Raw genomic sequence first — 13,197 nt, forward strand, 5'->3', positions numbered from 1 at the left:
GAAAAATCATTGTTATTTATCAAATAAAATAAAATGGTTCTAAGGAGCTGTCAGTGTTATGTAGAAAACATTTTATGGGTTATACCCAACAATATATTGTCATTTCATGATCTTCGACCCATACACCGCAAACAAAAAACACCCCGCAAGCCAATAAATGGCTGCGGGGCGTCACAAAACTCATCCACCAATATAACTCATATTAATCTTCTTGCGATTTTTCACGGTCTGTTCCGTCCGCTCATCGGAATAGCGGTCAGCGCGTCCTTTCCAGACACCTGTTATCGCCTGAAGCAATTCTTCATCAGACAAGCCGCTGCGGATCAATTCACGCAAATCAAATCCACCGGAAGCGAACAAGCAAGTGTACAACTTTCCGTCGGATGAAAGCCTTGCACGCGTGCATGTCGAACAGAATGATTCCGAAACCGATGTGATGAAGCCGACTTCAGCGCCATTGTCTAAATAACGGTAATGCTTCGCAACCTCACCGTAATACTCCTCTTCGGCGGGCTCCATCTCGTATTCCGTACGCAGCATTTCGTAGATTTCCTTCTTCGTCACGACTTTTTCAAAGCTCCAGCCGTTGTCGTTTCCGACGTCCATGAATTCGATGAAACGCAATGTGATGCCGCGCTCCTTGAAATACTTCGCCATCGGTAGGATTTCACTTTCATTGACCCCTTTTTGAACGACCATGTTCATCTTAATCGTAAACCCGATTTCCTTTGCACGATCGATATTTTTGAGAATCAACTCTGGTTTAATTCCCCGTCCGTTCATTTTCCCGAAAAGCTCCGGATCCATCGCATCCAAGCTTATATTCAACCGACGAAGGCCGGCGTCATACAACGGTTGCGCATATTGTCCCAACAGCACGCCGTTCGTCGTTAAACCGATATCTTCAATTCCATCGATTTTCGTAAGCTTGGCGATCAAATCAGGAAGGCCACGTCGCATCAACGGCTCGCCTCCCGTCAGGCGAAGTTTTTTTACACCGATTGATGCGAAAAGACGTGCAAAACGTTCCATTTCTTCGAATGACAACAATTCGTTTTTCGGCAGGAACACATAATCATCACCGAAAATCTCCTTCGGCATGCAGTACGTGCAACGGAAATTACAGCGGTCAGTTACCGATATTCGTAAATCGCGGATTGGACGACCAAATTTATCAACAATCGGTTCCATTATCGACAACTCCTTTCCAGAACGTCGGCGTGTTCGCGTTCATGAAAACCCGCTCTGCATCATCTTCCGTCAGCAATTCGCCCTCAATCCATCGGACTCCATGTTTTTCCTGAACGTCCATGACCCGACGCCTTCCGTTCTCAAGCGCTTCCTGCAAATCCAGAAGTACAGTTTTATCCCAAACCGAAACTAGCGGATGATATTTTCCATCTAACACAACGGCTGTCACACCTGAACTATGGCACTCAAACAATCGCTTGATTACATCAGCCGTCATAAACGGCATATCACAAGGCAAAACGATATATCGATCAGCCTTAATCTTTTGCATCCCGGACAGAATCCCTGCTACTGGACCTTGTCCAGCAAACTCCGCAATATCTGTCGTAACAATCAATTCATCCGGGAACCTTTCCACTAATTCCGGACGTGTTACAATTACGTTATTCTCGCAAAACGGCGACAAAGCTTGCAACGACAGTTCGTAGAAATGCCGATTCCCCCATTCGGCAAACGCCTTCGGGGAACCGAACCGACTCGATAATCCGCCAGCCAACACAATCCCCGCCATCTTCATCAGCCGCCGCTCACCGGAGGAATGAAAGCACAAACATCACCCGATTTGATGACGTCATCCTTCAACGCATACTCCTCGTTCACAGCCACCTGCACATTATCCGCCCCGAAACCCGGGTACGTTTCCTCTGCCCAGTCCAGCAATTCAGCGACTGTCATCGATTCGCGTTCAAGTGACTCTTCCCCTTTACCAGTCAACTCACGCAATCTCGCAAAATAATTCACTTTGATCATTTCTGCTCAACCCCCTTTTCTGGATATTTCTTCTGTGCACCAATCCATTCTTCCCCATCTTCCCAAATTTCCTTTTTCCAGATAGGCACCACTTCTTTTATCCGATCAATCGCGTATTCATTCGCATCATACGCCGCTTTACGATGCGGTGACGAAACTGCGATGACAACAGCAATATCCGAAATTTGCAGTTCACCAATTCGATGCGCTATCGCAACACGCACTCCTGGCCATTTCGCTTCCATTTCCGCCCCGATTTCCGCCATCTTTTTTTCCGCCATCGGAATGTAGGCTTCGTATGAAAGGTATAGCGTTTTCACACCATGCGTCCATTCCCGCACATTGCCGGTAAATACTGTGACGGCGCCCGCAGATGGATGCAGCACATAGTCCATATATTTCTGAACATCTATCGGCGTTTCCACAATCTCAAAAGGCTTCATCTCCATCTTCCTCTCCAATCCATTCCAAAAACCATTTATCGATAAGCTCCGTTTCCTCGCGCGAATGAATATGGGGGCCATCCATTTCGATTTCAGGGCATCCAATTACGAGCTGCCTTCCCTGTAATTCACTCAAGGGGACCCAATCCTCTTGATTGCGAAGCAGAATCACTTTATCTCCAAATTCCTTCTTATATCCTTCTATCAATAAAACATCAGGTTTTCCTAATGAAACCATCCGTTTCAACGTCTCAAAATCAGGTTCTTCATTCAAAATCAATTGTGCTGCGCCGCCACCCGCAACAAGCGTCGCATCCGCACCATTAGTTAGGAACTGCATCGTATCCGTCTTCGTGTCAGGCATTTCAGGCTTCCCACCATGCCCATGATGCTTCAGCACAGCTACCGTCAAACTTTTTTCCTTCAATAAACGGACCCATCTTGCAACAAGAGTCGTCTTGCCGCTATTTTTAAAGCCCACAACATGCAGCGTCTTCACAACGTCCACTCGCTTACGCCTTGTTCGCTGCCTAAAAGTAGGATATCCACGTCGTCACCTGTCGTATATCCTCGTGTTCCGCTTGGCAAGACAATCAGGCAATTCCCTCTTGCAATTGAAGAGACCGCATTTGATTTATTAAACCCTGCTGGCACGGCTTCAATGCCGGATTCGGTAAATGTCCAAGTGGCGCGGATGAAGCGTGTAAACGGATTCGGCTTCGTGAAATCCTCACCCAACTTAGCCGTCATCCTTGGCATATAAGGCGCTGTTCCACCCATCATCGCAAGTACGGCTAGTCTTGTAAATAATTCAAAACCTGTGAAGCAAGCGGATGGATTGCCGGAAAGTCCGAACAAGAATTTATTGTCTAAAACCGCGACAGTCGTCACACTTCCTGGGCGCATCGCTACTTTATTGAATAAAACCTTGGCACCAAGCCGCTCATAAATTGCCGGTAAATAATCATAATCACCGACAGACACGCCTCCCGTCGTTATGAGGAAATCCGTCCCTGCAATCGCCTGCTCGACAATTTTTGTGCAGGCATCAAGATCATCTGCCGCCAATCCGTATGAACGATAGGAAATCCCCATCCGAGTGAGCTGCCCCTTGATCATCGGGCCATTGGAATTTCGGATTTTCCCCGGAACAAGTTCATCTCCGACTTCAAGCAATTCCGTACCTGTCGATAAAATTCCTGCAATAGGACGTTTCGCAACTTTCACTTTCGCGTAACCGAATGTGGCTAACAAGGCAATTGTTCCCGGATGGATGAGGGCACCTTCTTCGATTAAGAGCTCGCCCTCTTTTGCATCTTCACCCTTGTAGGAGATATTTTCACCTGCTTCAAACGGCTTCCTCAATGTAAATCCGTTGTCCGTTTCGCTCGTTTGCTCTAACATGACGACCGCATCTGCATTTTCCGGAATTTGCGCGCCAGTCATAATTCGATATGCTTCCTTTTCACCGATCGGCTTGTCTCCGAGATAACCGGCGCCGATTTCGCCAATTACTGAAAAAGGGACCCGGTTTTCGCCAGATGCTCCCTTCGAATCGAGCGACCGGATTGCGAATCCGTCATAAGGTGATCGGTCAAAAGGAGGTACATCGTGCTTTGCGATAATCGGTTCAGCTAACACTCTTCCATAAGATTGTTCAAGGTCGATAACTTCGGTTCCGATTGGATTTACATGCTCCACTATTAGTCGGACAGCTTCTGCAACCGGAATCGGTTTTCTCATTTCCACCATTCTGAATCCTCTCCTATCTTCTGCTATACTTAGGTTACTATGTTTGAGGGGAATGAATCCAATGTCTGAATTGACGCATTTCAACGAACAAGGACGAGCCAAAATGGTCGACGTTTCCGACAAGGCCGTCACTACAAGAACCGCAATCGCCACTTCATCCATCATTGTAAACGAACTGATCCACTCCCAAATTACGGAGGGGACTAATAAAAAAGGGGATGTCTTCGCCGTCGCGCAAGTCGCCGCCGTCATGGCAGCCAAAAACACATCATCGATCATCCCAATGTGCCACCCACTTGCATTGACTGGCGTAGATGTCCGCTTCGAATGGAATATCGATGAATCGAAAAGCCATTATGAAGTGCTCATTCAAGCCGAAGTGAAGACGAAAGGCTTAACAGGTGTCGAGATGGAAGCCCTCACTGCCGCTTCAGCCGCAGCCCTTACCATTTACGATATGTGCAAGGCTGCTGGAAAAGAGATGGTCATTGGCCCGACGATGTTGCTCCGGAAAACCGGCGGGAAGAACGGCGATTTTGAGCGGACCGCGCGGGAATAAGAGCTTTTTGGCGTTAAACGAAAACTCTTGGTCCATTCTTTACAACAAGGGCTCATTCTTTCGCGTTGAAGGTCCATTCTTTACAACAAGGGCCCATTCTTTCACGTTGAAGGTCCATTCTTTACAACAAGGGCCCATTCTTTCGCGTTGAAGGTCCATTCTTTACAACAAGGGCCCATTCTTTCGCGTTGAAGGTCTACTCTTTACAACAAGGGCCCATTCTTTCGCGTTCTATCACTTTAAACGAGAACTCCCGCCACACCGGTCACTTCCGATGCTTCGTCAATTCGTGGACAATATGATGAAGCTCGGGAAGAATCAGTTTTTCCATCGCCAACTTCACTGCTTTTGATGAACCCGGCAGTGCGAATAACACTTTCTCCTCAATCGAGCCCGCCGTTGCACGGCTCAATAAAGCCTTCGATCCTACATCTTCTGTATAACTTAAAAACCTGAACAATTCTCCGAAACCATCAATTGTTTTCGTGAAATACGGTGTCACCGTTTCAATGGTCACATCGCGGAATCCGATTCCGGAGCCTCCGGTTATGATGATTGCTTCGACTGCTTCATTGCCGAGCCATTCTTCCACATTACGGGAAATCTCTGCCGGCTCATCTGTACAGATCCGGTAATCTTCAATGCGATGACCGGCATCTTCAGCCATTTGGATGATCGTTCCACCGCTTTTATCTGTTTCTTTATTCCGCGTATCGCTCACCGTTAATACGCAGATTGCTATTGCATCTTTCTTTTCGAACACCGATAGTTGAGACAACCCCTACTCCCCCTATCCAAAAAATTGATGATACAATTTCCTGCCTTCCTTCATATCTCGTAAACCATGAATGAGTAACCGCCCGTTTTGAAACAAAACACAGCGGTACCCTTCCGCATGGAACTCCACGAAGTACGGAGTCATTTTATACCCCGCGCCCAATCGTTTTGCAACTTGCTCACCGTCCTTCAAAGATAGTGACCTGCTACTATCGGGTATGACTTGAACCGTTTCTCTTCCGCAAAGTACAGCGTAGTTCGGACCTTCAGGTTTATTGAGTGCAGGATAGGTTGGTTCCGTACCGCAAGTTTCACAATGCTCTTTCCGAATTCGAGAAATTCCTGCTTCGACTTGCGTGTTGTTCCATAAATCGAAATGAAGGAGCTTTGTCATCATTGCATCCCGGTTGCCCGTTAGCCATTTCAGCGCTTCCGCGGTTTGCCTTGCTGCAACGGTTTGGACGGCAGGAGCAATGATGCCTGCGGTATCGCATGTTTCATTGACCGAAGGGAGAACTGGCAAAAGACATCTGAAACAGGCTGTCTTTCCTGGAATGAAAGGAAATACTGTGCCCGAACTGCCGACGCATGCACCGTGAATCCAAGGGATACCCCTTATCCATGCTACGTCATTCATGAGTAGTCGCGTTTCGAAATTGTCCGTCGCGTCCATGATCAAGTCGGCGTCCTCAGCGATTTTTTCAAGCATCGGGCCATCCACGTGGTCAAGAACTGTCTCAATAATGCAATCTTGCCGGATTTCTTTTAATCTACTTTTTGCAGCAACCACTTTCGGTGTGCCTTGAAGCGCATCTTGTTCCGTAAAGAGTTGCTGTCTTTGCAGGTTGGACATCTCCACATAATCCCGGTCCGCAATGGTCAGTTTGCCAACACCAGCCCTGACGAGCATTTCAGAAATGGGCGAGCCTAACGCGCCGCAGCCGATTATGACGACATGTGCATCCTGCAAACGTTTTTGCCCCTCTTGGCCAATCGGCTTGAACAGCGTCTGACGTGAATATCTATTTTCCACTTCCCCCTACACTCCCCTGCTCTTTAAATAAAGTTGGGGCTTCCAGTCATTAAGATTGGTCGCCCTTCGGTTTCGTTGGTGTAATATCGCAAAATGTTCCTACGTAGCGTTCGATATCGCCGGAATTATTTATAACGGTGTTGATGGTTAGTAATTCGAGATATTCCCTTCCATCTTTCCGCTTATGGCTTTCCACATTTGAGCGTAATATTCCTTAGGCTGTCTTCCTGAACTGAGAATGTTTGAATTTTTCCCAAGCACTTCCTCTTCAGTATAGCCTGTTAACTCTGAAAATGCAGGGTTCGATGAATTCGACCATCAACTTCCGCAATGTCTGCCAGCCTTCCTCATCAAAAGTTTAGAAACTTCTTTCTTAACGCATATTCAACAAGTTCCGGTCTGCTTTTCAAGTTCAATTTCTCCATGATTTTGGACTTATGCGCTTCGACTGTCTTGACGGAAATGTAGAGCATTTCCGCAATTTCTTTATTCCCATAGCCTTTTGCTACAAGGGGCAAGACTTCAATTTCCCTTTTCGATAAAATCTTATAGGGGTCAGTCTCTACTTCATCGAAGTCCTTTTTGACGAATTGACGGACAAGGGACGTCGCCATGGAAGGATGGATATAGGTGCCTCCGTCATAGACCGTTCGGATTGCGGAAAGCAATTCCTCATCGGGGGAATTTTTCAATACATAGCCGGAAGCCCCGTTTTTTAATACGTGAAATAAGTATTCTTCATCATCGTACATCGTAAGAATGACAATTTTCGTTTCAGGAAAATCTTCTTTTATCTTTCCCGTCGTGATTAAACCACTCTCGCCGGGAGGCATGCTTAAATCCATGAGCAGAACGTCGGGGCGATGCTTCGCCACCTGGTCATACGCCTCTAGCCCGTCAGCAGCGGTTGCTACTACTTCCATATCATTTTGATAGTTCAATATGTGCATAAAACCGCTACGAACGACCGCATGATCATCTGCAATGATGATTTTCATTTGTTGCCCCCTCCTTCAACAACTGGAACTTCCAATTGGATTACAGTTCCTTTTCCAATTTCGGAACGGATTTGAAGATTGCCATCAACGAGTTCTGCTCTTTCTTTCATACTATAAATGCCAAGTCCCGTGCCTTTCGGATCCGTATTTTTCAATTCGAACCCTTTCCCTTCATCCACCACAACCAGATAAAGAAATCCAACCGCTTCATACAAACGGACAACGAGTTCATCGACTTCTGCATATTTTAACGCGTTGAATACAGCTTCCTGACAAATCCGATAGACGACCGTTTCGACTTCTCCCTCATACCGTTTCGACTCCAACTCTGGATGAAAATGTATAATGAGGCCATAGTTCTTTTCAATCCACTTAAAGTGAGTTCGAAAAGCCGCTTCCAGTCCGAGATCGTCAAGGGTAGCCGGGCGCAATTCAACGGAAAGGTGACGGATATCATCCAAAAGCCGCATGAGTGAGCCTTCCGTCTGTTGCACTTTCTTCAGCACTTCTTCATCGATATTCATATATTTCAATACACGTAAATCGACTAATGAACTCAGCATTTCCTGTGCAACACTGTCATGTAATTCGCGGGATAGACGTTTACGCTCATCTTCTTGCGCCTTGATTACCCTTTTCATCATTAGTTTTTGATTTAGTTCTTCTTGTGTTTTGAATTGCTGCGTTAAATCCCGCAGCATGAAAACCCGGATTCCGGACTCTTCGTCTATGGTATGGATGCTTCCGGAATAAGGAATGACACCCTTCCCTTTCGTGTCGAAATAGACTTGGAAAGAACTGATATTTTCATCCGGGTTCGACATATAGCATGAGTGACAGGTCTGCAATTCATCGGAGCTGGTATACCCTCTGCATGTTCTGCAAATTGCTCCCGTGCTTCCAGCCATCATTTGCTCGTAGACATCTTTATCCAAAATATCCTTAGCAGCCGAGTTCATGGTAAGTACCTTCCCGTTCCGATCAAAAAAGAAGATGGCTTCACCTGAGTTGCCATATAGGTTCATTAGAAGACTCGGCAAGTTTTCATTGCTGAACTGATTCATCGCTCACCATCTCCTTGTCATAGAACGGGCCAAATCCCGTGCCGATTTCCCGCTTGAATTCCTCGAATTGTTCCAATGTCAGCCCTTGGTTTTTACGATAGCCGACAAGAATGACGCCATTTACACGGTAAGATTTATACAGTGGGATGGCACCGAAGCTTTTAAGCCCTTCCGCTACAATAATCGGGTAGTTGAATAGACTATCAGTGCCTACTTCTTGTAATGCATCGCCGACATATATCGGTTTGCCTGTCTTAAAAACAAGTCCTGCCACACCTTTTCCAGATTGGAGTTTAATGCGTCGATGCCGTTCGCTTTTATTCCCTGTGACGTGCGCCCACTTCAGTTCAAATCCTCGTTCCGGCGATTGAACGAGCGCTATTCCTACATAATCGAATCCAAATGCCTCACGAACACGCTCAATCTCTCGCTGGAAGTTAAATCCCACCCACTCTTTCATAATCATTACTCCCTATAGAAAATCATTATCTTTTATTGGCCTTTGCTGGTGACCTTCTATACAGAATATAGCTCCTGCACGTATAATTCAACGGGACACTCCATATTGGACGAGTCTTGTGAACGGCCACAAACGACATTTGCTTGGGTTTTCCCTATACCGTTACTCCTAAAGAATAAAAAAGATGCCATTTCGGCAACTTTTTCATCCTATCTATATGTTTTCGATTAGATTAATTCACGAACCCTATCGAAAAGAACATTGTTTTCCAAGTGTACATGTTCAAACGTTTCTTTCTCCAACTGTTCCAATCTCGCATAAACCAGTCTATACGTACCGCAAGCAGTTTCAGGAGGAGTGAAGTTATCAGTGATTTCCCTTAACTCATGAAGAAGGCGGCCTGCGTTATCATGCTCTTCTTCCAATTCGAATACATGCGGCTTCACTCTTTCCTTCAGTTCAGAAGTTGGGTTTTCAAGGAATTCAAGAAGTAACGGAAATACGTTTTTATCCTCATCCTCAGTGTGTTCAATCAACTCTGCTCGTAAAGTCTTAAAGATTTCTTGCACTCTTAATAGATGGGGATGGTTTTCTCCATGCACACGCGCAACCTTTGTGATGTACGGTGCTAACATCGGCAGTTCCTCACATAAATTCGCATGATATTTCTCTTGGATGTGAGCAACCAATGTTTTCGATCCAAATGATGAAGGTTCAAGGCTATTACGCGTTTCTCTTTTTGCTTCAATTGCATGTATTTTCTTCAACACTTCTTCCGGATTAAGCTCCCGTTGCTCCGCGGCCTCCTTCAATGCTATTTTCCCACCGCAACAGTAATCAATACGTAGGTTCCTGAACAAATCAGCGCTTTGCGGAAGTGCCGTGACAATATCTGATACTTGAGTGTCGAGTGTAAGTTGAATCATTTTGTTTCCTCCTATTAACTATTTTATTTAATTGATAATTTTTCCCAGTACCAATGGTAACTAATTAGGGTTCGAAGAGATATAGGGGAAATGCCTATTTCCCTTTCGTCTACTTCATCAAAGAGGAGGTTGGAAGTAAGGGATGTGATGTATATCACAGATTTTGAAGTGTCACAGATTGTTCTTAATTGGGGGTTATCACCGACTCTCTAAAAAACACCATCAAAATCCAACTTGGTAGCTATTAAACAACTGGTATAATACATGTAGTAGAGAGAACTTTTGGAAATGAGGGGTAACTAAATGTCACTTCAATTCATAGGTGCAGAAAAACGGATCAATGATATGGTCGTCTTCCCTTCTTTTGATTTATCAGTGGAACCTGGAAAAGTGGTTGCTGTATATTCAAGTGTCAATGTAAGGGAGCAGCTGATTGACCTGTTGCTTGAAAAGTCTAAGCTGTCGAACGGGGAAATTCGTATTGGAAAAAGCGGTATTTCAGAAAATCGAACAGGTATTGGCTTTTTCTTCCTTCAAAATGGCCTATATGAGAGGTTGTCCGTGGAGGAAATGATCCGTTTCACAAAGCGGCTTTATACATCAGATCAATCCATCGAGAAAGTTATTCACACGGCTCAATTGGAATCTAAACGACGTAACAAAATAAAGAACTTGACCTATTCGGAGCGAAAACGGGTTCAGCTCGCCCTTTTATTAATACAAAACCCGGAAATTTACATTTTTGAAGAACCTGATCAAAATATGGATTTAGAATCAAAGCGAATATTCCTTTCTGTCCTCCAGTTGCTAAAACAAAAAGGTCGTAGCGCATTCATTTTAACAGGGAATATGGAAAGCGCCGTAACAGCCGCCGACCAAATCTTCCGATTGGATGAGAACGGACTGCATCCCGTCCATATTTCAGTGGAGACAGAAAAAGAAATTGAAAATCCTCCTTCCATAGCCGAATCAATAGTACCTGTCCGTTTTGAGAAGATCCCGACGAAGGTGAATGAAAAAATCGTGTTATTCGACCCACCTGAAATCGATTATATTGAAAGCAATGACGGCCAATCATTTTTACATATTAAAGGAGAATCCTTTCCTTCTGTTTCCACATTGAATGAATTGGAAGCGCGTTTACTCCCGTTTGGTTTCTTCCGCTGCCACCGTTCGTACATTGTAAATTTGCAGAAGGTTCGTGAGGTCATCACTTGGACGAGGAACAGCTATAGTCTTGTTTTGGACGATGCCGAAAAATCGACAATTCCTTTATCGAAAACGAAGATGGTGGAGCTAAAAGAGATGCTTGGCCTCTGACTTTGTAGAAAATTGTATAATTTCCTCGGAAATATTTTGACAGCATCCGACGTTTCAGCCCTAAAAATACTCCGTTCATGATGCGTAGGGGGAAATCAACTTCACAATTCGGTTTATTCACAGGCGAATTTGCTCTACTTACCCTCTATAACACTCTTTTCACCCGAAATATGATGTGATCCATTCCTTGTTCAATTATTCTGAAGGTGCAAATACAAAATACGTATGAAACTTACTACAGGAGGATGGAAATGGAAAACATTATTGAGGTGAGCAGTTTAGCAAAAGTTTTTGGTAACCAAACAGCGATTGAAAGTGTCGACTTCCGCGTTAAAAAGGGTGAAATTTTCGGCTTCCTTGGACCAAGTGGATCAGGAAAAACGACAACAATTAAAATATTGACTGGACAACTAACACCTACAAGCGGGACGGCGAAAGTATTTGGGGAATCCGTTTCTCAGTTAAAGAATTCAGAGTACCGCAAGCGTTTCGGAGTTCTTACAGATAATAGCGGGTTATACGGAAGATTATCAATCTACGATAATCTGAAGCTCTATTGCGATCTGTACGATGTTCCCCTCTCGAAAATCGACGAAGTGCTTGACGCTGTAAACTTAAAACAAGAGAAGTCAAAAAAAGTTTCTACCTTATCAAAAGGAATGACGCAGCGTGTGACACTTGCACGGGCTTTGATACACGAACCTGAATTACTTTTCCTTGACGAGCCAACGTCCGCTCTGGATCCGACAAATTCACTTCATATCCATGACGGATTGCGGGCACTTAACGAGAAAGGTACGACGATATTCTTGACTACGCACGATATGCAGGAGGCGGAAACATTATGTGACAGGGTCGCATTCCTAAATAATGGGAAAATTCAACTTTTGGATACGCCAGACAAACTGAGAAAGAGCTATTCGGATTCGACGATTACAGTGGAATTGACGAATGAAGAAAAGGTAATCTTGCCCGCAGGTTCTGAAGGAGCAAATCAGTTATTCAACTATATGAATACGAATCAAGTTGTAACAATCCATTCGAACGAGCTTACTTTAGGGGAGATTTTTGTACAAGTGACAGGGAGGAAATTAGCATGATGATTTCATGGAAGCGTGTAAACGCGATATTGCAAAAAGACTTTAAGGACTTTTCTCGGAATCTGGCTGTATCGTCAGTAATTTTTGTTCCAATTATTTTAGGTGCTTTTTACGGGCGCATGGGCGTTGAATCAATTGAAACTCATTTTCTGCTTATCAATATGACGTTTGCTATGGTCGCTGCGTTTGTCCAATGCTGTTTGATTGCTGAAGAGAAGGAAAAGAACACTTTGCGCGGACTGATGCTTTCCCCTGCAAGTACAGCCGATATTCTTGGTGGAAAAAGCTTGCTTACGTTCATTATGACAATGGTTGTCGTCTTTTTCACGGCCTTCTTGGCGGAATATAAACCTGCAAACATTGCTATTATAACGTTGGCTGTCATTTTATCATCATTCTTCTATATTGCATTGGGAACGATGCTCGGTCTTTATTCGAAGTCTGTTTTGGAAGCGTCCGTTATCGTCATGCCTGTCATTATTGTATTCTCACTCGGTTCATTCATTACATTGGTAGTGGAGAAATATCCGATATTACAAGTGGTGACATACTTGCCGAATATCCAATTAATCGACTTGGCTACAAAAGTAGAAGCGGGAGCCGGTTTTGGAGATGTACTTGTCGAATTTGCAATTATTTTAGGATGGGTCATTGCGGCTGTCATCCTGACGGTTATCATTTTCCGGAAAAGGATGGTCGATTAAAATGAAGCAAGCACTTAGATTTTTACTCGCTGTCGGTATTGGCATACTTGCCGTGTACAT

The 13,197-nt window shown here is 44.6% G+C and carries 17 protein-coding genes and 1 pseudogene; 4 read left to right on the forward strand and 14 right to left on the reverse strand.

The window, feature by feature from the left end:
• Nucleotides 1–180 precede the first annotated feature (180 nt).
• Genes moaA through P5G49_RS01355 form a run of 6 tightly spaced genes read right to left on the reverse strand, consistent with a single transcriptional unit; the run spans nt 181 to nt 4,196 of the window.
• Nucleotides 181–1,191 carry a GTP 3',8-cyclase MoaA gene (moaA, locus tag P5G49_RS01330; protein WP_301241660.1) on the reverse strand — a complete coding sequence of 337 codons (1,011 nt, stop codon included), beginning with the start codon at nt 1,189–1,191 and terminating at the stop codon, nt 181–183.
• Nucleotides 1,175–1,762, reverse strand: a complete 588-nt coding sequence (gene mobA, locus P5G49_RS01335) for a molybdenum cofactor guanylyltransferase (RefSeq protein ID WP_301241661.1) — start codon at nt 1,760–1,762, stop codon at nt 1,175–1,177. The genes moaA and mobA overlap by 17 nt, the downstream gene beginning before the upstream one ends.
• A gap of 5 nt (nt 1,763–1,767) precedes the next feature.
• The gene (gene moaD, locus P5G49_RS01340) at nt 1,768–2,001 is read right to left on the reverse strand and encodes a molybdopterin converting factor subunit 1 (RefSeq protein WP_301241662.1); all 234 of its coding nucleotides are present in this window, start codon (nt 1,999–2,001) and stop codon (nt 1,768–1,770) included.
• On the reverse strand, nt 1,998–2,444 hold the full coding sequence (locus P5G49_RS01345; RefSeq protein WP_301241663.1) for a molybdenum cofactor biosynthesis protein MoaE: 447 nt from the start codon (nt 2,442–2,444) through the stop codon (nt 1,998–2,000). The genes moaD and P5G49_RS01345 overlap by 4 nt, the downstream gene beginning before the upstream one ends.
• The gene (gene mobB, locus P5G49_RS01350; RefSeq protein ID WP_301241664.1) at nt 2,431–2,952 is read right to left on the reverse strand and encodes a molybdopterin-guanine dinucleotide biosynthesis protein B; all 522 of its coding nucleotides are present in this window, start codon (nt 2,950–2,952) and stop codon (nt 2,431–2,433) included. The genes P5G49_RS01345 and mobB overlap by 14 nt, the downstream gene beginning before the upstream one ends.
• The gene (locus tag P5G49_RS01355) at nt 2,940–4,196 is read right to left on the reverse strand and encodes a molybdopterin molybdotransferase MoeA (protein WP_301241665.1); all 1,257 of its coding nucleotides are present in this window, start codon (nt 4,194–4,196) and stop codon (nt 2,940–2,942) included. Before P5G49_RS01355 ends, mobB begins: the two co-directional genes overlap by 13 nt.
• Before the next feature lie 61 nt (nt 4,197–4,257).
• Here P5G49_RS01355 and moaC point away from each other — a divergent pair, with 61 nt between their 5' ends.
• Nucleotides 4,258–4,755, forward strand: a complete 498-nt coding sequence (moaC, locus tag P5G49_RS01360) for a cyclic pyranopterin monophosphate synthase MoaC (protein ID WP_301241666.1) — start codon at nt 4,258–4,260, stop codon at nt 4,753–4,755.
• A gap of 265 nt (nt 4,756–5,020) precedes the next feature.
• On the opposite strand, the gene P5G49_RS01365 is transcribed toward moaC, so the two are convergent.
• From P5G49_RS01365 to ric, 8 genes and pseudogenes are all read right to left on the reverse strand, one after another.
• Nucleotides 5,021–5,533 carry a MogA/MoaB family molybdenum cofactor biosynthesis protein gene (locus P5G49_RS01365; protein ID WP_301241667.1) on the reverse strand — a complete coding sequence of 171 codons (513 nt, stop codon included), beginning with the start codon at nt 5,531–5,533 and terminating at the stop codon, nt 5,021–5,023.
• 12 nt (nt 5,534–5,545) lie between these two features.
• A complete protein-coding gene (locus P5G49_RS01370; RefSeq protein WP_301241668.1) occupies nt 5,546–6,565 on the reverse strand; it encodes a ThiF family adenylyltransferase in 1,020 nt (339 codons plus the stop codon).
• A 147-nt stretch (nt 6,566–6,712) separates the two neighbouring features.
• Nucleotides 6,713–6,826 carry a hypothetical protein gene (locus P5G49_RS01375; protein ID WP_301241669.1) on the reverse strand — a complete coding sequence of 38 codons (114 nt, stop codon included), beginning with the start codon at nt 6,824–6,826 and terminating at the stop codon, nt 6,713–6,715.
• 89 nt (nt 6,827–6,915) lie between these two features.
• Entirely contained in the window at nt 6,916–7,563 is a 648-nt protein-coding gene (locus P5G49_RS01380; RefSeq protein WP_301241670.1) for a response regulator, read from the reverse strand.
• Nucleotides 7,560–8,627, reverse strand: coding sequence for a sensor histidine kinase (locus tag P5G49_RS01385; protein WP_301241671.1), 1,068 nt, complete (start codon nt 8,625–8,627; stop codon nt 7,560–7,562). Before P5G49_RS01385 ends, P5G49_RS01380 begins: the two co-directional genes overlap by 4 nt.
• Nucleotides 8,608–9,087 (reverse strand): GAF domain-containing protein, encoded by a 480-nt coding sequence (locus P5G49_RS01390; RefSeq protein ID WP_301241672.1) that lies wholly within the window; start codon nt 9,085–9,087, stop codon nt 8,608–8,610. Before P5G49_RS01390 ends, P5G49_RS01385 begins: the two co-directional genes overlap by 20 nt.
• Before the next feature lie 25 nt (nt 9,088–9,112).
• A pseudogene (locus P5G49_RS17540) lies at nt 9,113–9,216 on the reverse strand (respiratory nitrate reductase subunit gamma); the annotation flags it as partial.
• Between the two features lie 98 nt (nt 9,217–9,314).
• The gene (ric, locus tag P5G49_RS01395) at nt 9,315–10,013 is read right to left on the reverse strand and encodes an iron-sulfur cluster repair di-iron protein (protein WP_301241673.1); all 699 of its coding nucleotides are present in this window, start codon (nt 10,011–10,013) and stop codon (nt 9,315–9,317) included.
• A 303-nt stretch (nt 10,014–10,316) separates the two neighbouring features.
• Between ric and P5G49_RS01400 the strand changes: the two genes are divergently transcribed.
• The 3 genes from P5G49_RS01400 (at nt 10,317) to P5G49_RS01410 (ending at nt 13,137) form a co-directional block, all read left to right on the forward strand.
• Nucleotides 10,317–11,333 (forward strand): LytTR family transcriptional regulator DNA-binding domain-containing protein, encoded by a 1,017-nt coding sequence (locus P5G49_RS01400; RefSeq protein WP_301241674.1) that lies wholly within the window; start codon nt 10,317–10,319, stop codon nt 11,331–11,333.
• Between the two features lie 251 nt (nt 11,334–11,584).
• Nucleotides 11,585–12,433: an ABC transporter ATP-binding protein gene (locus P5G49_RS01405; RefSeq protein ID WP_301241675.1), complete on the forward strand. Its 849-nt coding sequence runs from the start codon at nt 11,585–11,587 to the stop codon at nt 12,431–12,433.
• On the forward strand, nt 12,430–13,137 hold the full coding sequence (locus tag P5G49_RS01410; protein WP_301241676.1) for an ABC transporter permease: 708 nt from the start codon (nt 12,430–12,432) through the stop codon (nt 13,135–13,137). Before P5G49_RS01405 ends, P5G49_RS01410 begins: the two co-directional genes overlap by 4 nt.
• Nucleotides 13,138–13,197 lie beyond the last annotated feature (60 nt).

This window comes from Sporosarcina highlanderae (assembly GCF_030433715.1).
In the GTDB taxonomy this organism is placed as follows: Bacteria; Bacillota; Bacilli; order Bacillales_A; family Planococcaceae; genus Sporosarcina; species Sporosarcina highlanderae.